This is a genomic window from Streptomyces sp. NRRL S-31 (genome assembly GCF_000718775.1).
Lineage (GTDB): Bacteria > Actinomycetota > Actinomycetes > Streptomycetales > Streptomycetaceae > Streptomyces.
In genome coordinates, this window is the sequence record NZ_JOCB01000003.1 from 35,361 (window position 1) to 54,723 (window position 19,363).

At 73.3% G+C, this 19,363-nt stretch carries 18 protein-coding genes; 12 read left to right on the forward strand and 6 right to left on the reverse strand.

What is annotated here, in order from left to right:
* Positions 1-87 precede the first annotated feature (87 nt).
* The 4 genes from IF37_RS0101965 (at position 88) to IF37_RS0101980 (ending at position 5,753) form a co-directional block, all read left to right on the forward strand.
* Positions 88-2,931, forward strand: a complete 2,844-nt coding sequence (locus IF37_RS0101965) for a bifunctional GNAT family N-acetyltransferase/acetate--CoA ligase family protein (protein WP_030735082.1) — start codon at positions 88-90, stop codon at positions 2,929-2,931.
* A gap of 337 nt (positions 2,932-3,268) precedes the next feature.
* Positions 3,269-3,865, forward strand: coding sequence for a DUF5998 family protein (locus IF37_RS0101970; protein WP_030735085.1), 597 nt, complete (start codon positions 3,269-3,271; stop codon positions 3,863-3,865).
* A complete protein-coding gene (locus IF37_RS0101975; protein ID WP_030735087.1) occupies positions 3,865-5,061 on the forward strand; it encodes an alkaline phosphatase family protein in 1,197 nt (398 codons plus the stop codon). The genes IF37_RS0101970 and IF37_RS0101975 overlap by 1 nt, the downstream gene beginning before the upstream one ends.
* Before the next feature lie 41 nt (positions 5,062-5,102).
* Positions 5,103-5,753, forward strand: a complete 651-nt coding sequence (locus IF37_RS0101980) for a thymidine kinase (protein ID WP_030735090.1) — start codon at positions 5,103-5,105, stop codon at positions 5,751-5,753.
* 4 nt (positions 5,754-5,757) lie between these two features.
* Here IF37_RS0101980 and IF37_RS0101985 read toward each other — a convergent pair whose 3' ends face one another.
* Positions 5,758-6,549 (reverse strand): VOC family protein, encoded by a 792-nt coding sequence (locus tag IF37_RS0101985; protein WP_030735091.1) that lies wholly within the window; start codon positions 6,547-6,549, stop codon positions 5,758-5,760.
* A 316-nt stretch (positions 6,550-6,865) separates the two neighbouring features.
* Here IF37_RS0101985 and IF37_RS0101990 point away from each other — a divergent pair, with 316 nt between their 5' ends.
* Complete coding sequence (locus IF37_RS0101990; RefSeq protein WP_030735093.1) at positions 6,866-7,717, forward strand: sulfurtransferase; 852 nt, start codon at positions 6,866-6,868, stop codon at positions 7,715-7,717.
* Between the two features lie 55 nt (positions 7,718-7,772).
* Here the strand turns inward: IF37_RS0101990 and sepH are convergent, their stop codons facing one another.
* A complete protein-coding gene (gene sepH, locus IF37_RS0101995; RefSeq protein WP_030735095.1) occupies positions 7,773-8,804 on the reverse strand; it encodes a septation protein SepH in 1,032 nt (343 codons plus the stop codon).
* 479 nt (positions 8,805-9,283) lie between these two features.
* Between sepH and IF37_RS0102000 the strand changes: the two genes are divergently transcribed.
* Entirely contained in the window at positions 9,284-10,057 is a 774-nt protein-coding gene (locus IF37_RS0102000; RefSeq protein WP_030735096.1) for a hypothetical protein, read from the forward strand.
* Here the strand turns inward: IF37_RS0102000 and IF37_RS0102005 are convergent.
* Together IF37_RS0102005 and IF37_RS0102010 are read right to left on the reverse strand one after the other, a co-directional pair.
* A complete protein-coding gene (locus tag IF37_RS0102005) occupies positions 9,981-11,300 on the reverse strand; it encodes a D-arabinono-1,4-lactone oxidase (protein WP_030735098.1) in 1,320 nt (439 codons plus the stop codon). The two genes, IF37_RS0102000 and IF37_RS0102005, sit on opposite strands and share 77 nt — an antisense overlap.
* Positions 11,260-12,498, reverse strand: coding sequence for an MFS transporter (locus tag IF37_RS0102010; RefSeq protein WP_030735100.1), 1,239 nt, complete (start codon positions 12,496-12,498; stop codon positions 11,260-11,262). The genes IF37_RS0102005 and IF37_RS0102010 overlap by 41 nt, the downstream gene beginning before the upstream one ends.
* A gap of 194 nt (positions 12,499-12,692) precedes the next feature.
* Here IF37_RS0102010 and IF37_RS0102015 point away from each other — a divergent pair, with 194 nt between their 5' ends.
* Positions 12,693-13,820 carry a ferrochelatase gene (locus IF37_RS0102015; protein ID WP_030735102.1) on the forward strand — a complete coding sequence of 376 codons (1,128 nt, stop codon included), beginning with the start codon at positions 12,693-12,695 and terminating at the stop codon, positions 13,818-13,820.
* Positions 13,821-13,828: 8 nt separating this feature from the next.
* A complete protein-coding gene (locus IF37_RS0102020; RefSeq protein WP_030735104.1) occupies positions 13,829-14,644 on the forward strand; it encodes an inositol monophosphatase family protein in 816 nt (271 codons plus the stop codon).
* A gap of 100 nt (positions 14,645-14,744) precedes the next feature.
* Here the strand turns inward: IF37_RS0102020 and IF37_RS44790 are convergent, their stop codons facing one another.
* On the reverse strand, positions 14,745-14,918 hold the full coding sequence (locus IF37_RS44790; RefSeq protein WP_173456694.1) for a hypothetical protein: 174 nt from the start codon (positions 14,916-14,918) through the stop codon (positions 14,745-14,747).
* A gap of 412 nt (positions 14,919-15,330) precedes the next feature.
* Here IF37_RS44790 and IF37_RS0102030 point away from each other — a divergent pair, with 412 nt between their 5' ends.
* From IF37_RS0102030 to IF37_RS0102045, 4 genes are all read left to right on the forward strand, one after another.
* Positions 15,331-15,984 carry a response regulator transcription factor gene (locus tag IF37_RS0102030; protein ID WP_003993508.1) on the forward strand — a complete coding sequence of 218 codons (654 nt, stop codon included), beginning with the start codon at positions 15,331-15,333 and terminating at the stop codon, positions 15,982-15,984.
* 5 nt (positions 15,985-15,989) lie between these two features.
* On the forward strand, positions 15,990-17,246 hold the full coding sequence (locus IF37_RS0102035; RefSeq protein WP_030735109.1) for a HAMP domain-containing sensor histidine kinase: 1,257 nt from the start codon (positions 15,990-15,992) through the stop codon (positions 17,244-17,246).
* A 393-nt stretch (positions 17,247-17,639) separates the two neighbouring features.
* The gene (locus IF37_RS0102040; protein ID WP_005481602.1) at positions 17,640-17,936 is read left to right on the forward strand and encodes a DUF4193 domain-containing protein; all 297 of its coding nucleotides are present in this window, start codon (positions 17,640-17,642) and stop codon (positions 17,934-17,936) included.
* 13 nt (positions 17,937-17,949) lie between these two features.
* Complete coding sequence (locus tag IF37_RS0102045) at positions 17,950-18,864, forward strand: hypothetical protein (RefSeq protein WP_030735115.1); 915 nt, start codon at positions 17,950-17,952, stop codon at positions 18,862-18,864.
* Here the strand turns inward: IF37_RS0102045 and IF37_RS0102050 are convergent.
* Positions 18,861-19,346: a DUF3093 domain-containing protein gene (locus IF37_RS0102050; RefSeq protein ID WP_030735118.1), complete on the reverse strand. Its 486-nt coding sequence runs from the start codon at positions 19,344-19,346 to the stop codon at positions 18,861-18,863. The two genes, IF37_RS0102045 and IF37_RS0102050, sit on opposite strands and share 4 nt — an antisense overlap.
* Positions 19,347-19,363: the final 17 nt, after the last annotated feature.

The following is a 19,363-nucleotide window of genomic DNA, read 5'->3' on the forward strand; positions in this document are numbered from 1 at the left end:
GGGGCCGGACCGCGGCCTCGGTCCGGCCCCCCGTCGTGCACAGACTGCCTCGCGCCGTTGTCGTACGCGAGCCGTACTCTGGGGCCCATGCAGACCTCGGCGGACCGGCAGGACCGGCACCAGTACCCCGCCCACTGGGAGGCGGACGTGGTGCTGCGCGACGGTGGCACCGCGCGCATCAGGCCCATCACCATTGATGACGCCGACCGCCTGGTCAGTTTCTACGAGCAGGTCTCGGACGAGTCGAAGTACTACCGCTTCTTCGCGCCGTACCCACGCCTCTCCGCCAAGGACGTCCACCGCTTCACTCACCACGACTTCGTGGACCGGGTGGGACTCGCGGCCACCATCGGCGGCGAGTTCATCGCCACCGTACGCTACGACCGCATCGGCGGCGACGGTCTGCCCGCCTCCGGTGCCGCCGACGAGGCCGAGGTCGCCTTCCTGGTGCAGGACGCCCACCAGGGCCGCGGGGTCGCCTCCGCCCTCCTGGAACACATAGCGGCCGTCGCCCGCGAGCGCGGCATCCGCCGTTTCGCCGCCGAGGTGCTGCCCGCCAACACCAAGATGATCAAGGTGTTCACGGACGCCGGCTACACCCAGGAGCGCAGCTTCGAGGACGGCGTCGTCCGCCTGGAGTTCGACCTCGAGCCCACCGACCGCTCCCTCGCCGTGCAGCGCGCCCGGGAGCAGCGCGCCGAGGCCCGCTCGGTGCGGCGGCTCCTCGCGCCCGGCTCCGTCGCGGTCGTCGGCGTCGGCCGCACCCCCGGCGGGGTGGGCCGCAGCGTCCTCGGCAACATCCGCGAGGCCGGCTACCCCGGCCTGCTGCACGCCGTGAACAGGGCCTTCCCCGAGGACCTCAAGGAGGTCGACGGGGTGCCCGCGCACCGCTCGGTGCGCGACATCGACGGGCCCGTGGACCTCGCCGTCGTCGCCGTACCGGCCGAACACGTGCCCGCCGTGGTCGCCGAGTGCGGTGAACACGGCGTCCAGGGGCTGGTCGTGCTCTCCGCCGGATACGCCGAGAGCGGCCCCGAGGGCCGGGAGCGGCAACGGGCCCTGGTGCGGGCCGCACGCGCGTACGGCATGCGGATCATCGGCCCCAACGCCTTCGGGCTCATCAACACCGCCGCCGGCGTCCGGCTGAACGCCTCCCTCGCCCCCGAGATGCCGCGCCCCGGCCGCATCGGCATGTTCGCCCAGTCCGGCGCCATCGGCATCGCCCTGCTGTCCCGGCTGCACCGGCGCGGGGGAGGGGTGACCGGGGTCACCGGCATCTCCACCTTCGTCTCCGCCGGCAACCGTGCCGACGTCTCCGGCAACGACGTCCTCCAGTACTGGTACGACGACCCGGAGACCGATGTCGTCCTCATGTACCTGGAGACCATCGGCAACCCCCGCAAGTTCACCCGCCTCGCCCGGCGGACGGCGGCGGCCAAGCCGCTGGTCGTCGTGCAGGGCACCGGCACCGCCCCGCAGGGGCACGCGGTGCGCGCCACCCGGCTGCCGCACGCGACCGTGTCCGCGCTGCTGCGGCAGGCCGGGGTGATCCGGGTCGACACGATCACCGAACTGGTCGACGCGGGACTGCTGCTCGCCCGGCAGCCGCTGCCCGCCGGGCCGCGCGTGGCCATCCTCGGCAACTCGGAGTCGCTGGGCGTGCTGACGTACGACCGGTGCCTGGCGGAGGGGCTGCGGCCGGCCCGGCCGGTGGACCTGACGACCGGGGCGACGGCGGCGGACTTCCACCGGGCGCTGGCCGCCGCGCTGGCCGACGACTCGTGCGACTCCGTGGTGGTGACGGCGATCCCCGCCATCGGGGAGGCGTCACCGCCGGACGCGGAGCTGGCGGAGGCACTGCGGTCGGCCGCGGCGGCCGTGCCGGGGAAGCCGGTGCTGGTGGTGCACGTGGAGCTCGGGGGGCTCGCGGAAGCGCTGTCGGCCGCGGCGAGCACCGCGCCGGGGGCCGCCGGCAAGACGCCCGGCACGGCCGCGGCGACGGCTCCCGCCCCCGCCGCCGTACCCGGCACCGCTCCCACCGTCCTCCCCGCCACCCCGCCCGAAGGCACCCACCTCATCCCCGCCTACCCCGCCGCCGAACGCGCCGTGCGGGCCCTCGCCGAAGCCGTGCGGTACGGGCAGTGGCGGCGGGACGCCGCGGACCCCGGGAGGGTGCCGGAGTTCGACGACATCGACGAGAAGGGGGCCGCCCGGCTGATCGGCGAGCTGCTCGCGCGCGGGGAGGGCCTCGCCCTCTCCGACGAGCAGACCTGTGAGCTGCTCGGCAAGTACGGCGTCCCCGTGCGCCGCGCCCTACCCGCGCCCACCCCGGACGCCGCCGTGGAGGCCGCCCGCGCGCTCGGCTACCCGGTGGCCCTCAAGGCCACCGCCCCGCACCTCAGGCACCGCGCCGACCTGGGCGGCGTCCGCCTCGACCTCTCCGACGAGGAGCAACTGCTGCGGGCGTACGGTGAGTTGACCGAGCTGTTCGGCCGGCCGGAGGAGCTGCGGCCGGTGGTGCAGAAGATGGCACCGCGCGGGGTCGACACCGTCGTACGCGCGGTGATCGACCCGGCGGCCGGTGCCGTGCTCTCCTTCGGCCTGGCCGGCGCCGCCTCCCAGCTGCTCGGGGACATGTCCCACCGGCTGGTCCCCGTCACCGACCGGGAGGCGACCTCGCTGGTCCGGTCGATCCGCACCGCGCCGCTGCTGTTCGGCTGGCGCGGCTCCACGCCCGTCGACACCCCGGCCCTCGAGGAACTGCTGTTGCGGGTGTCCCGGCTGGTCGACGACCACCCGGAGGTGGTCGCGGTCACCCTGGAGCCGGTCGTCGTCGCGCCGCACGGCGCGAGCGTCCTCGGCGCCACCGTACGGCTCGCGCCCCCGCCCGTCCGCGACGACCTCGGCCCGCGGACGATGCCGGCGTACTGACCGGAAAGGCGCCGACCGGAAAGGTGCTGACCGGAAAGCTGCCGACCGGAAAGGCGCCGGGCACGGAGGGCCGACCGGGGACGGAGGGACGGCCGGGGGCGGGGACACCGCACGGAGGCCGCCGGGCGGGAGCCGCCCGGGGGCAGCCGACGGGACGATCTCACGTACCCCGGATACCCCACGTACCCCACGCCCCGGCCCCGCCCCCGGCCTGGCCGCGGTGGAGGGACCGGCCGTCCCGCCCGGGCCCGGGCGCCGGCGCCCCGCCCCGGCGAGCGCGCGCGGGGTGCCACCGGTCCGCGCGACTGGCCCGGACCCCCCTTGCCCACGGATTAGGATGGACGCCATGGCCAAGACCAGTACGACGACCCAGGGGCTGCGTGCGGCGATCGAGCGCAGCGGCTACTACCCGGCCCTCGTGGCCGAGGCGGTGGAGGCCGCCGTGGGCGGCGAGCCCATCCGGTCGTACCTGGTCCACCAGGAGACGACGTTCGACCAGAACGAGGTGCGCCGGCACGTGACCGTGCTGGTGCTCACCGGCAACCGCTTCATCGTCAGCCACACCGACGAGCAGGCCGCCGACACCACGTCCCCGACCCCGTACGCCACCACCTCCACCGAGTCCGTGAAGCTCGACCGGATCTCCTCGGTGGTGGTCAGCCGGGTGGTCGCGAACCCGGAGCAGTACACCCCGGGCACGCTGCCCCGCGAGGTCGTGCTGACCATCGGCTGGGGCGCGGTCAACCGCATCGACCTGGAGCCCGCCGCCTGCGGCGACCCCAACTGCGACGCGGACCACGGCTACACGGGCAGCTCCACGGCGGACGACCTCAGCCTGCGCGTCAGCGAGGCCGGGGACGGGCCGGAGACGGTGCGCCAGGCGCTCGTCTTCGCCCAGGCCATCTCGGAGGCGACCGCGGACCTCACGCGCTGATGTCCCAGCTCTCCGCCTGGGACCACCCGGAGCCCCTCGCCCTGCACAGCGCGCCGCTGCCCGAGTACGGCACCGGCTCCCTCGCCGACCTGCTGCCCACCCTGGCCGCCGGCCTGGGCGTCCCCGGAACGACCGCCGCGATCCGGGAGCTGACCGCCGCCGACCGGGTCTGCGTCTTCCTGGTCGACGGCCTCGGCTGGGAGCAGCTCAGGGCCCACCCGGACGAGGCGCCCTTCCTCACCTCCCTGCTCGGCAGCTCGCGCGGCGGCACCGGCCGCCCGCTGACCGCCGGCTACCCGGCGACCACCGCCACCTCCCTCGCCTCCGTGGGAACCGGCCTGCCGCCCGGCGCCCACGGCCTGCCCGGATACGCCGTGCGCAACCCGGCCACCGGCGAGCTGATGAACCAGCTCCGCTGGCAGCCGTACACGGACCCGCGCCCCTGGCAGCCGTACCCCACCGTCTTCCAGCTGGCCCACGAGGCCGGCGTGCACACCGCCCAGGTGTCCTCGCCCGCCTTCCAGCACACCCCGCTCACCAAGATCGCGCTCAGCGGCGGCACCTTCCACGGGCGGCTCGCCGCCGAGGAGCGCATGGACCTCGCGGCCGAGCAACTGGCCGCCGGGGACCGCTCGCTCGTGTACACGTACTACGCGGAGCTGGACGGCTCCGGACACCGCTACGGCGTCGCCTCCGACACCTGGCGCGGCCAGCTCATGCGCGTCGACCGGCTCGCCCAGCGCCTCGCCGAGCAACTGCCCCCGCGCAGCGCCCTGTACGTCACCGCCGACCACGGCATGGTCGACGTCCCGTTCGACGAGCGGCACCGCATCGACTTCGACGAGGACTGGGAGCTGCGGGCCGGCGTCGCCCTGCTGGGCGGCGAGGGCCGGGCCCGGCACGTGTACGCGGTGCCGGGCGCCCGGAACGACGTGCTGGTCGTCTGGCGCGAGGTGCTCGGCGAGCAGTTCTGGGTGGCCTCGAGGGACGAGGCGATCGCGGCCGGCTGGTTCGGGCGGCCCGGCGAATGCGACGAGCGCGTGTACCCGCGGATCGGGGACGTGGTCGCCGCCGCCCACGACGACGTGCTGATCATCGCCTCCGAGCGGGAGCCCAAGGAATCGGCGCTGGTGGGCAACCACGGCTCGATGACCCCGGCGGAGCAGCTGGTCCCGCTGCTCGAAGTACGCTCCTGACCCCGCCCCGCCCTCCGTTGCCGAAAGGTGCTCAACCCCTCATGCCCGAGCTGGTGTTCTTCTCCGGAACGATGGACTGCGGGAAGTCGACGCTGGCTCTCCAGATCGAGCACAACCGGTCCGCGCGCGGTCTGGCCGGCATGATCTTCACCCGGGACGACCGCGCGGGCGAGGGCAAGCTGTCCTCCCGGCTCGGCCTGGTCACCGACGCGGTGGAGGTCGAGGACGGCCAGGACGTGTACGCGTATCTGGTGGACCACCTCTCGCAGGGCGGCCGGGCCGACTATGTGATCGCGGACGAGGCGCAGTTCCTCGCCCCCGAGCAGATCGACCAGCTCGCGCGCGTGGTGGACGACCTCGGCCTGGACGTGTTCGCCTTCGGCATCACCACCGACTTCCGCTCCAAGCTCTTCCCCGGCTCGCAGCGGCTGGTGGAGCTGGCCGACCGGATCGAGGTGCTCCAGGTGGAGGCGCTGTGCTGGTGCGGCGCCCGCGCCACGCACAACGCCCGCACGGTGGGCGGCGCGATGGTGGTCGAGGGCGCCCAGGTGGTCGTCGGGGACGTCAACCAGTCCGCGGGCGAGGTCGGCTACGAGGTGCTGTGCCGCCGCCACCACCGGCGCCGGATGACCGCCGCGTCGGCCCGCGCGGCGGCCCTCTCCCCGGACGTGCTGCCCGTCTCGCCCTCCTGAGGGCTCAGCGCGGGCCCTGGACCACGGAGAACTCGGCGCCCTCCGGGTCCGCCACCGTCGCCGTCCGCCCGTGCGCGCCGTCGTGGGCCGGTCTGAGGATCCGTCCGCCCAGCCCGGTGACCCGCCGCAGCGTCTCGGCGATGTCGGCGACCTCGAAGTACGTCTGCCAGTAAGACCCCCGCTCCCTCGGCAGGCCGTGCCCCATGCCGTGCAGCCCGGCCACCGGCCGGCCGTCCAGACGCAGGGTCAGGTAGTCGAAGCCGGCGGAGACCACCGGCTCCTCCTGGTAGCGGAAGACGCTCCGGTAGAACTTGGCGACGCTCTCCGTCTCGAAGGTCAGCAGCTCGTTCCAGACGGGCGTGCCGGGCACACCGGTGATCGCCGTGCCGAAGAGCGCCGAGCCCTGCCAGATCCCGAACACCGCGCCGGACGGGTCGGCGGCGATCGCCATCCGCCCGGCCTCGGCGGCGTCCAGCGGCCCCACGGCCACCGTGCCGCCGCACAGCCGGACCGTGTCGGCGGTCCGGTCCACGTCGTCCGAGGCGAGGTACGGCGTCCAGGCGACCGGCAGCCGGCGGTCCGGCGGCAGCTGGCCGATCCCGGCCACCTCGCGCCCGTCCAGCAGCGCCCGGACATACGGTCCGAGCTGCTGCGGGCCCGGCCGGAACTCCCAGCCGAACAGCTCACCGTAGAACTCCTCGGTGGCGTCCAGCCCGTGGACCATCAGGCTCACCCAGCAGGGCGTGCCGGGCACGCGCCGCGCGTGCGGACCGGCCGACTCCCGTGCCTCGGTCATCGATCACTCTCTCCCCGGCCCCTCGCGGTGGCCGTGTCGCTTCCGCTCCCCGGAAGGGATGTCCGCGCCGTCGGCGCGCACGCCCGTGCCGGTGCCCGCATCCTCCGCGGTGCCGTGGGGCCGTACCGCGCCACGCGGCCGTACCTCGGAGAGGATGCCCGATCTGCCGTCTTTCGTCGCTTGGCGGTGGCCGACGCCTGTCCGCCGGTTGTACGGCATGTGCTCGATCCCTTACACCTCGTGATCGAGTGTGTCCGGCCGAGCAGAGTAGCCGGACCTGGACGCCGCGGCCACCCCTGGCGTATGGATGGACGCCATGACAGCCATCATCACCGCATCCGAACTCGCCGCCGGGCTGGCCGGCGACAACCCGCCCGTCCTGCTGGACGTGCGCTGGCAGCTGAGCGTGGCGAAGGCGGCGGGCGCGCCGGCCTTCGACGGCCGGGCCGAGTACGCGGCCGGACACCTTCCCGGTGCGGTCTTCGTCGACCTGGACCGGGAGCTGGCGTCCGCGCCCGGCGCCCGCGGCCGGCACCCGCTGCCCGACCTCGCCGAGTTCGGTGCCGCGATGCGTCGCGCGGGCGTGTCGGCCGGCCGCCCGGTCGTCGTGTACGACGGCGGGCAGGGCTGGGCCGCCGCGCGCGCGTGGTGGCTGCTGCGCTGGACGGGTCACCCGGACGTGCGGGTGCTGGACGGCGGGTTGCCGTCCTGGACCGGGGAGCTGTCCACGGACGTGCCGGCCCCGGCCGAGGGGGACTTCACGCCGGTGCCGGCCGCCGCCGGGCTGCTGGACGCGGACCGGGCCGCGGCCCTCGCCCGTACGGGAGTGCTGCTGGACGCGCGGGCGGGGGAGCGCTACCGCGGCGAGGTGGAACCGATCGACCGGGTCGGCGGACACATCCCGGGCGCGGTGTCGGCGCCGACGACGGAGAACGTGGGCCCCGACGGCCGCTTCCTGCCCGCGGCGGAGCTGCGGGACCGCTTCAAGGCGCTGGGCGTGTCCGGGGACGCCGAGGTGGGCGTGTACTGCGGCTCCGGTGTCTCCGCCGCCCACGAGGCGCTGGCGCTGGCGGTGGCGGGCATCCCGGCGGCGCTGTACGTCGGGTCCTGGTCCGAGTGGTCCGCCGATCCGGCCCGGCCGGTGGCGGTGGGCGCCGACCCGCAGTAGCGGGCGGCGGGACAGGGGGCACGCGCGCGTGCCCCCTCGTCGCCGTGGCGGAGCGCTACTCCTGCTTCTTGCGCCGGGTGCCGAACACGATCTCGTCCCAGCTCGGGACGGCGGCGCGGCGGCCGGGGCGGACCCCGTCGGCCTCGGCCTGGCGGTCGGTCGCGCCGACCAGCCGGTCGCGGTGGCTGCCGACCGAGCGAGGCATGAGGACGTCCGCGTAGGCGGACCCGGCCGACGCGGCGGGCGCCGGCGGTTCCTCGGCGTCGGGCTCGTCCTCGGACTCCTCCGCGGACTCCGACGGACGATCCGGGACCACCAGATCGCCCCGGAAGCTCGGCACGGCCTCCAACAGGCTGGTCAGCGAGTCGCGTTCGCCCGCGCCCTCCTCGGCCGGCTCCGACGGCTGCGCGGGCAGGCCGGGCCGATCCCGGTCGAGGGCGCGGTCCATCGCGCGGTCGCGGGGCAGCCGGGCGATCCGCGGGACGAACGGGAAGCTCGGCTCGGGCACGGCGAGGTCGTCGGACTCGCCGATCAGCGAGCGCGCCTCGTCGTCCACGGCCTGTACGAGCCGCCGGGGCGGGTCGTACGTCCAACTCGCCGAGTGCGGTTCGTCCGCCACCCGGTAGACGAGCAGGACCTCCCAGGTGCCGTCGTCGCGGCGCCAGGAGTCCCACTGCACGGTGTCCTTGTCGGCCCCGCGCAGCAGCAGCCGCTCCTGCACGGCCTCGCCGAGCAGCGGACCGGAGTTCTCGCCGGGGCGGCGGACCGGGGTCTTGCGGGCACGCTCGGCCATGAAGGCGCGCTCGGCCAGGACCGGACCCTCGAAGCGCCGTACCCGGTCGACGGGGATGCCGGCGAGCTGCGCGACCTCTTCCGCGGAGGCACCGGCCCGTATCCGGGCCTGGATGTCGCGGGGGCGGAGGTGGCTCTCGACCTCGATCTCGATCTGGCCGAGGCGCGGCCGGTCGCCGCGCACGGCGGCGCGCAGCCGTTCGTCGATCGGAAGGGTGTACTCCGTTGAGTCGGCAGCCTTCAGCACCAGCCGTGTGCCGTCATTCGAGACGGCCACGACACGCAGTTCGGGCATGGGGACCTCCCGGGTGGTGCCTGCCGACGTCACGTGCGTCGCTGCTTCCGCTAGTCGAGTGTGGCCTGCCCGGGTGCAGCCTGCCACAACCTTGCCGAGTTGCCCGGCGTGTCGGGCGCGGGCCCGGAACCGCCGTTATGGCACGGTTACCTGTTCACAACGCTAAGTGACCAACTGCGTCACCCTGTGCAACTAGCTCCCTCCCGGCGGTTCTGCCAGGCTCCGGGCACCCTGACGGGAGACCGGACCCAGGGTTCGCAACAGTACTCCATTTGGACCACCTGCGTGGATTGGCGCGCTGCTCTACTTCGGGGAAGGTCGCGACTTGGTCGTTCTCAACCACTTCCGTCGATCGCGAGGGTGGCGTACTTCACGGAATCGCCAGAAACGGAACTAATGGTTTCGTCCGTACGTCCCCTTCTCGTGCAGTCGGTCGAACAATGTCGATCAAGTACGGGAAAGGCAGGCAAGGTCCGGGTATGCGTGAGACACCCGATACGGGGCGGAAGCGGATCGATCTGAGCGTCCCCCAGGTCGCCGGCAGCGCCCTGGCGGCGGTCGTGGCGGCCAAACTGGCTTCGTACTTCGGGGTGTACGGCACGATCCTGGGCGCCGGCGTGGTCAGCATCGTCGCCACCTGCGGGGGCACGCTGTTCCAGCACTTCTTCAGGCGGACGGGGGAGCAGCTCCGGGAGAAGACCGTCGTGGCGCCCCGGCCGGGGGAGCGGACGCCCGCGCCGGCCGGCGAGTTCACCGCGGGCACCGTCTACCGCGCGCGGGTGAAGAGCTGGCGCCGCCCGCTGGTCGCCGCGGCCCTGGTCTTCGGGGTCACCATGGCCGGCATCACCACGTACGAGCTGGTGTCCGGCAGCAGCTTCAGCGGCGGCCGGGGCACGACGGTCAGCGACGCGGTCTCCGGCCGGGGCGCCTCCGGTGGTACGTCCGGTGACGAGCCCGCCCCCTCGGACACCCCGTTCCCGCGGCGCACGCCCTCCACCGACGGCGGCACGGCCGGCGGCACGACCCACGGCGCGACCCCGGGGACGGGCGGCTCGGCGAGCGCGGAACCGGACGCGCGCCCGAGCGGCGGCCCGGACACGGACCCGAGCGCCGACCCGTCCGCCCCGGTCACCCCGGCGCCCACGACGAGCGCGCCCGGCGCACCGGTCACGACGCCTACGCCCCCAGAACCCTCCGCGAGTAGTCGTTCTGGAACAGACGTTCCGGGTCAAGGCGGTCCCGCAGCGCGGTGAACTCGCCGAACCGCGGATACACCCGGTCGAGGTACTCCGCGTCCCGCGTGTGCACCTTGCCCCAGTGCGGACGCCCCTCGTGCGCCGTGAAGACGCGCTCGGCGGCGGTGAAGTACGCCTGGTACGGCGTGCCCCGGAACATGTGCACGGCGATGTAGGCGCTGTCCCGGCCGGAGGCGGTGGACAGGGTGATGTCGTCGGCCGGGGCGGTGCGCACCTCGACCGGGAAGCTGACCCGCAGCCCCGAGCGGTCGATCACGGCACGCAGTTCGCGCAGCGTCTCCACCAGGGCCGCGCGCGGGACGGCGTACTCCATCTCCACGAAGCGCACCCGGCGCGGTGAGGTGAACACCTTGTACGGGATGTCGGTGTAGGTCCGCGCGGACAGCGCCCGGCTGGAGATCCGGGCGATCGAGGGGATCGTGGCCGGGACGGCACGGCCGGCCCACTGGGCCGCCTGGAACACCCCGTTGGAGAGGAACTCGTCCTCGAACCAGCCCGCCAGGCGCCCCACCGGCCGCTCGGGGCCGGCGCTGCGGTTGTTGCGCTTGGTGGTGGTGCTGCCGGTGTGCGGGAACCAGTAGAACTCGAAGTGCTCGTTCTCCGCCCACAGCTGGTCGAACTCGGCGAGGACCCGGTCCAGCGGCATCGGTTCCTCGCGCGCGGTCAGCAGGAAGAGGGGCTCCACGGCGAACGTGATCGCGGTGACCACGCCCAGGGCGCCGAGCCCGATCCGGGCGGCGGCGAAGACGTCGGGGTTCTCCTCCTCGGAGCAGGTGAGCACCGAGCCGTCGGCCGTGACGAGTTCCAGCCCCTTGATCTGGGCGGCGATGGAGCCGGACGTGCGGCCCGTGCCGTGCGTGCCGGTGCTGGTGGCCCCGGAGACGGTCTGCTCCATGATGTCGCCCATGTTGGTGAGCGACAGCCCCTCGCGCGCGAGGGCGACGTTGAGTCTCTTGAGCGGGGTGCCCGCCTCCACCGTGACCGTCATGGACCGCCGGTCGACGTCACGTATGCCGGTCAACAGTTGAGGGCGTATCAACACACCGTCGGTGGCGGCGATCGAGGTGAAGGAGTGCCCGGTTCCGACCGCCTTCACCTTCAGGCCGTCCTCCCGGGCCCGGCGCACCACCGCGGCCAGCTCCTCCACCGAGGCCGGCGCGACCTGCCGGGCGGGCCGGGCGGAGACGTTGCCGCCCCAGTTACGCCAGGTGCCGCTCTTCCCGCTCGCTGTGCTGCTCAACGGTGCCTCCCCGCCCCGCGGCCGGCCTGCGCAGCCGGCGGTACCCGAGGAAACCGACCGCGACCGCGACGGCCCCGGACACCACCGGAACCCCGTACCCGGCCCGTGCTCCGGCCGCGTCGATCACCCAGCCGGCCGCGGAGGAGCCGAGCGCGACACCGACCGCCAGGCCGGTACTCACCCAGGTCATGCCCTCGGTGAGCTGCGCGCGAGGTACGTGCTCTTCGATGAGGGACATCGTCGTGATCATCGTCGGTGCGATGGACAGCCCCGCAACGAACAGCGCCACGGCCAGAAGCGGCAGGTTTCCGACCAGTAGGAGGGGGATCATACTCACGGCCATCGCCGTCACGCCCAGCAGCCAGCGGCGCTCCGGCGCCCCGCCGAAGCGCAGCAGTCCGAAGACCACGCCAGCCGCGCAGGAGCCGGCCGCGTACAGCGCCAGGACCACGCTCGCGGCGCCCTTGTGGCCGCGCTCGTCGGCGAAGGCGACCGTGACCACGTCCACGGCGCCGAAGATCGACCCCGTCGCCACGAAGGTCGCCACCAGTACCCGCAGCCCCACCGCGCGCAGCGCGCTGCCGCCGCCGTGCCTCTCGCGCGGGAGCGGCACCGGCTCGGTCGCACGCTGGGCGGTCAGCCAGTGCACGCCGGCCGCCAGGAAGCAGGCGGCCAGCAGCGGGCCCGCCTCGGGGAACCAGGCCGTGGACAGGCCGATGGAGATGATCGGCCCGAAGATGAAGCAGACCTCGTCGACGACCGACTCGAACGAGTAGGCGGTGTGCAGCCGGGGCGTGCCCCGGTACAGCGCCGCCCAGCGCGCCCGGATCATGGCGCCCAGGCTCGGCACCGAGCCGATCCCGGCCGCGCAGACGAACAGCGTCCAGTCCGGCCACCGCAGGTGCGCGGCGAGCAGCAGTCCGGCCGCCGCGGTGAGCGCGACCAGGGTGGCGGGGCGCAGCACCCGGCGCTGGCCGTGCCGGTCCACCAGCCGGGAGATCTGCGGTCCGATCGCGGCGGCGGACAGCGCGATGGTGGCCGACAGGGCGCCCGCGAGGCCGTACCGCCCGGTGAGCTGGGAGACCATCGTGACCACGCCGATGCCCATCATGGACAGCGGCATCCGGCCGAGGAATCCCGCGGCGGAGAACGCCTTGGTGCCGGGCTCGGCGAACAGGGCTCTGTAAGGGCTGGGCACGCGGATCTCCGTAATGCGTGAAGTGCGAGGTTATAGCTTACTGGTTAGGTGACCCTAAGTCTCCCGTCGCCCGGTGGGAATCCGGACGGGGACCGACCGGGGATCCGGCAGGGGGCTACCCGCGCGAACAACTCGAATCGGACTCTCCACCCCGCTGTTGTCCGGCTGTCGGTACCGGGTGGCAGGATCGAGTCATGCCAGACGCGCTCGATGCCACCCCGTACGACGCCCTGCTCCTGCTCTCCTTCGGCGGCCCCGAAGGCCCGGACGACGTGGTCCCGTTCCTGGAGAACGTCACGCGCGGGCGCGGCATCCCGAAGGAACGCCTCAAGGAAGTCGGCCGGCACTACTTCCTCTTCGGCGGGGTCAGCCCCATCAACGACCAGAACCGCGCCCTGCTGGAGGCCCTGCGCGAGGACTTCGCCGGACACGGCCTGGACCTGCCGGTCTACTGGGGCAACCGGAACTGGGCGCCGTACCTGACGGACACCCTGCGCCAGATGGTCGCCGACGGCCACCGGCGGGTCCTGGTCCTCGCCACCAGCGCCTACGCGTCCTACTCGGGCTGCCGCCAGTACCGCGAGAACCTCGCCGACGCGCTGGCCGCGCTGGAGGCCGAGGGCCTGGAGCCGCCGAGGATCGACAAGCTGCGGCACTACTTCAACCACCCCGGCTTCGTCGAGCCCATGACCGACGGCGTGCTGCGCTCCCTCGCCGACCTCCCCGAGGACGTGCGCGAGGGTGCCCACGTCGCCTTCACCACCCACTCCATCCCGACCTCCGCCGCCGACACCTCCGGCCCGGTCGAGGCCCACGGCGAGGGCGGCGCCTACGTCGCGCAGCACCTGGACGTCGCCCGGCTGATCGCCGACGCCGTCCGCGAGCGCACCGGCGTGGACCACCCCTGGCGGCTCGTCTACCAGTCCCGCTCCGGCGCCCCGCACATCCCCTGGCTGGAGCCCGACATCTGCGACCACCTGGAGGAGCGGCACGCCGCCGGCGTCCCGGCCGTGGTCATGGCCCCCATCGGCTTCGTCTCCGACCACATGGAGGTCCTCTACGACCTCGACACCGAGGCGAAGGCCAAGGCCGAGGAGCTGGGGCTGCCGGTGCGCCGCTCGGCCACCGTGGGCGCCGACCCGCGGTTCGCCGCGGCCGTCCGCGAGCTGATCCTGGAGCGGGCCGCCGCGGAGCGCGGCCGGGAGGTCACCCGCTGCGCCCTGGGCGCGCTCGGCCCCAGCCACGACCTGTGCCCGGTCGGCTGCTGCCCGGCCCGGGTCCCGCACCCGGCCGCCGCGGGTGCCGACAGCCCCTACGCGTGAGGAGACCCGTGACCGACACCCCGCACCGGGACCTGCTCGACCTCGCCCGGGAGGCCGCCAGCCGGGCCGGCGAGCTGCTGCGTGACGGCCGCCCCGCCGACCTGGCCGTGGCCCGGACCAAGTCCAGCCCCATCGACGTCGTCACCGAGATGGACATCGCGGCCGAGAAGCTGATCACCGATCTGATCTCCGGCCGCCGCCCCGACGACGGCTTCCTCGGCGAGGAGGGCGCCTCCGTCGAGGGCACGAGCGGCGTCCGCTGGGTGATCGACCCGCTGGACGGCACGGTCAACTACCTGTACGGGCTGCCGACCTGGGCGGTGTCCATCGCGGCCGAGCGGGACGGCGAGACCGTCGTCGGGGTCGTCGCGGCTCCGATGCGCGGCGAGACGTACCACGCCGTGCGCGGCGGCGGCGCGTGGGCCACGGGCGCGTGGGAGGGGGAGCGGGCGCTCGCCTGCCGGCCCGCGCCCCCGCTGGACCAGGCACTCGTCTCCACCGGCTTCAACTACGTCACCGAGGTCCGCACCCACCAGGCCGGGGTGGCCAACCGGCTGATCCCGCTGCTGCGGGACATCCGGCGCGGCGGCTCGGCGGCGGTCGACCTGTGCGACGTGGCCTGCGGCCGGCTCGACGGGTACTACGAGCGGGGTCTGCACGCGTGGGACTTCGCCGCCGGGGACCTGATCGCCCGGGAAGCGGGCGCGCTGACCGGTGGGCGGCCCGGAGAGCGCCCGTCACGGGAGCTGACGGTCGCGGGCACGCCGGGGGTCTTCGAGCCGCTCCAGCGGCTGCTGGAGGACTTCGGGGCCTGGCACGACTGACCGGGGGTACCCGGACCCGGGCCGGCCGTGCCGGCCCGCCCGCACGCGAAGGACCCCGGCGCTGGATTCGCCGGGGTCCCTCGCCGTGCGCTCTGGCAGATCAGACGCGTGACGCGCCGACCTCCACACCGTGTTCGGCGGCGAGGCGTCGCAGGTCGTCCAGCTCTGCCTGCTCCACCTCCGCGAGGAAGTCGTCGCCTTCGTCACGAGCCCGCGACAGGTCGGACTCGGTCGCCTTTATGCGCTGGAGGAGTCCTGCGGTGAAAGCGTCCATGCTGCGCCCCCTCGTCCTGGGTCGTGGGTCGGTGGCACCGGGGTGTGCCGTAGGGAAGGGGCGATCACGTCTCTCGCGGGTGCCCAGCGCTGCCCGGCCGGGCGGCGACGGTGCCTGGACACCCACGCCCGCTCTGCGAAGCGGAGGGCGGAGTACCGCATGGTGCTGCGGCACATGCAGAGCGTGATCGCGGGGTGTAAAGCCGTCCTCCCCCCGCTCTCCTCCGGGGAAACCTCGACCGTGGAGAAATTCTCGTCGTTCCGCCCCCGGACCCCCGTCCCTGCGGTCCGAACCTCGTCTTACAGCCGACTTACGGCCGAAAAGGGCAGGATGGGAGCCACACCCCACGAAGGACCCCTGCCGCGCGCGCTCACAGCGCGCTACGCGGGTGGACACAGGAAGGACAAGGGACGTGCGCGTACTCGTCGTCGAGGACGAGCAACTGCTCGCCGATGCGGTGGCCACCGGGCTGCGCCGGGAGGCCATGGCCGTCGACGTCGTGTACGACGGTGCGGCCGCCCTGGAGCGCATCGGCGTCAACGACTACGACGTGGTCGTCCTCGACCGCGACCTCCCGCTCGTGCACGGCGACGACGTCTGCCGCAAGATCGTCGAACTGGGCATGCCCACGCGCGTGCTGATGCTCACCGCCTCCGGCGACGTCAGCGACCGCGTCGAGGGCCTGGAGATCGGCGCCGACGACTACCTGCCGAAGCCGTTCGCCTTCAGCGAGCTGATCGCGCGCGTGCGCGCCCTCGGCCGCCGCACCAGCGTGCCCCTGCCGCCGGTCCTGGAGCGCGCCGGCATCAAGCTCGACCCCAACCGCCGCGAGGTCTTCCGCGACGGCAAGGAGGTCCAGCTCGCACCCAAGGAGTTCGCGGTGCTGGAGGTCCTCATGCGCAGCGAGGGCGCGGTCGTCTCGGCGGAACAGCTGCTGGAGAAGGCCTGGGACGAGAACACCGACCCGTTCACCAACGTGGTGCGCGTGACGGTGATGACCCTGCGCCGCAAGCTGGGCGAGCCGCCCGTCATCGTCACCGTCCCCGGCTCCGGCTACCGGATCTGATCGCCGTGGCAGCCACCCCCGCGCCGCCCCAGGCGCCCCCGAAGCCCACCTGGGACCCCAGGAGGCCGCAGCCGCCGTTCCCGTGGCTGCGCCCGACCATCCGCATACGGCTGACGCTGCTGTACGGCGGCATGTTCCTGATCGCCGGCATCCTGCTGCTGTCGATCATCTACCTGCTCGCCGCGCAGGCGATCAGCACCGGCAACCAGCCGCTGTTCAAGATCGTGAGCGGTACGTCGATCCGGGTCGCCAGCGACAACTGCCCCGCGATCACCGCGATCAACACCACCAGCCTGCCGCTGTCGGACTTCAACGACGCCATCGCCCACTGCGTGGACCAGCAGCGCCAGACGGCCCTGGACAACCTGCTCAGCCGCTCCCTGCTGGCGCTGCTGGGCCTGGCCGTGATCGCCTTCGCCTTCGGGTACGCGATGGCCGGCCGGGTGCTCTCACCGCTCGGCCGGATCACCCGCACCGCCCGCCAGGTCGCCGGCTCGGACCTGTCCCGCCGCATCGAGCTGGACGGGCCGGACGACGAGCTGAAGGAGCTGGCGGACACCTTCGACGACATGCTGGAGCGGCTTCAGCGCGCCTTCACGGCCCAGCAGCGCTTCGTCGGGAACGCCTCGCACGAGCTGCGCACCCCGCTCGCGATCAACCGCACGCTGCTGGAGGTCCACCTGTCGGACCCCAACGCGCCGGTGGAACTCCAGCAGCTGGGCAAGACGCTGCTGGCCACCAACGAGCGCAGCGAGCAGCTGGTCGAGGGGCTGCTGCTGCTGGCGCGCAGCGACAACCAGATCGTCGAGCGCAAACCGGTCGACCTGGCCGAGGTCGCCACGCAGGCCATCGACCAGGTGCATGCCGAGGCCGAGAGCAAGGGCGTGAAGATCCGCGGCGAGCGCGGGCCGGCCGTGGTGCAGGGCAACGGCGTGCTGCTGGAGCGGATCGCGCTGAACCTGGTGCAGAACGCGGTGCGCTACAACGTGCCGGAGAACGGCTGGGTGGAGGTGAACACCGCGCTCGAGCACGGGCAGGCGGTGCTGACGGTCTCCAACACCGGGCCGGTGGTCCCGGCGTACGAGATCGACAACCTTTTCGAGCCCTTCCGGCGGTTGCGCACCGAGCGCACGGGCAGCGACAAGGGGGTGGGCCTCGGCCTGTCCATCGTCCGGTCCGTGGCCCGGGCGCACGGCGGCCACATCCAGGCCCGGCCCCGTGAGGGCGGCGGGCTGGAGATGCGCGTCACCATGCAGGTGTGACACGGACCGACACACGCGGACGGTGTTCGCTTTCCGCGTAATTCCCCGGCCGCCGAATGGAGCCCCTCCTGTGTGATCGATCACACCGGTGGATTTCCGGCCGTGTACGCACGGTGATCATGACGCAAGGGGGAAAGCCGGGAAAGTCCTGGTTTTCAGGGCTCTTGATCACGGGAAGTACACGGTGAGGCGCCTTTGAGGTGCGACATCAGAACCGTGTACGGTCCACACCGCCATCCAAGCCGATCACTCCTGAGGGGTCGGGTTGGGTGTCGATTGAGTAACAGACCTTGATGTGAGGCAAAATCTCCGCCTCAGGTCGGGCACAAGTCCGGCCTCTCACGCGTTACGTGCGCTGGAGACACCGCAGACACCCAGAGGGGGAGAGCGACTATGGCAACCGATTACGACACTCCACGCAAGACCGACGACGACGTCGACTCGGACAGCCTTGAAGAGCTGAAGGCCCGGCGGAACGACAAGTCCACCTCGGCGGTGGACGTCGACGAGTTCGAGGCCGCCGAAGGGCTCGAACTGCCCGGCGCCGACCTCTCGAACGAGGAACTGGCCGTCCGGGTACTGCCCAAGCAGCAGGACGAGTTCACCTGCATGAGCTGCTTCCTGGTGCACCACCGCAGCCAGCTGGCCAGGGAGAAGAACGGTCAGCCGATCTGCCGCGACTGCGACTGAGGACGGGTCGGCCATGTCTGGCTCGACCCCTCCCCGGAAGCGCCGCTTCCCGTTGCGGAAAGCGGACCAAGGGCCGGCCGACGGCCCGCACGGCGCGCGTGACGACGAGGGGGGCTCCCCCGGAACGGGAGCCCTCCTCGGACCGGCGGACGGTTCGGACGACCTGCCGGTGCCGGACCGTCGCCCGGCACCCGTAGCCCGTCGCCGGGCGGTCGCCGTCCGCGACAAGGCCCGGGATCTGGCCCGGGAAGGCGCCCGCAGGGGCGGCAGCCGCGCTCGCGCGGGCCTGTCGTACCTCGCGGACCGGATCATCGAGATCGCCCCGCGTGTCCCCGTACGCGACCTCGCGGCCCTGCGCGGACAGTTCCCCGGCCTGGGCCCCGAGGAGATCGCCGACAAGCTGGTGGCGGGCGCGGCGGCCGGCACCTCGACGGTCGGCGCCGGAATCGGCGCGGCGGCGATGCTGCCGATACCCCCGGCCCTGCCCACCGAACTGGCCACGGAGATCACCGGGGTCGCCGCGATCGAGCTGAAGCTGATCGCCGAGCTGTACGAGGTCTACGGGGTGCGCCCGCCGGGCAGCCTCAAGGCCCGTTCCACCGCGTATCTGTCCTCCTGGTCGGGGGAGCGCGGCATCGACGTGATGAAGCCGTCGACGTACGACACGGCCCTCGGCGGCCGGATGAAGCGCGAGCTGCGCCAGCAGATCATGAAGCGGATGGTCCGCGACCTGCCCAACCTGATGCCGTTCCTGGTCGGCGCCGCGGTCGGCGCGGTCATGAACCGCCGGGACACCAGAAGACTCGCCGGCCGCATCCGGGCCGACCTGCGCAAGATCCAGGTGCCCTGGGACGAGCTGCCGGAACTGCCGCCGCTGGAGAAGCCGGCAGATCCGCTGGAGCTGGGGAAGCTCCCGAAGGACTCCTAGGCCCCGGCCCCGCGGGCCTGGGCGCCGGCCACGCGCGCCGCCTCGATCGCCGCCGCCAGCCGCTCCGGCTCCCGCGTCGACAGGTACAGGTACGGCGTCGGGTCCTCCGGGTCCGTGACCTCCACGCGCAGCGCCCCCGGGATGTAGGCGCGCAGCAGCAGGAAGGCGCGGGTGTCGGCCTTGTACGTCCGCCAGGCGCGGGCCTCCTCCGCGTCCAGGACCTCCGCCGCCCCCAGCGCCGACACCGGGATCTTCGCCTCGCCCGCGATCAGCGAGTCGCCCACGACCCGGATCCGCGGGGAGCCGTACGCGCTCGCCACCACCGCCGCCGCGGCCGTACCGCCGACCAGGCCGCCGAGCAGCGGCAACGTGCCGAACGGAAGCAGGATCAGGGCGAACGAGACACCCACCAGGAAGCTGATCAGCCACCAGGAGCGGGGGGCGGTGAGGCGTTCTTCGTACGGGGTGGCGGAAAGCTGCATGAAACCAAGCTTGGCAC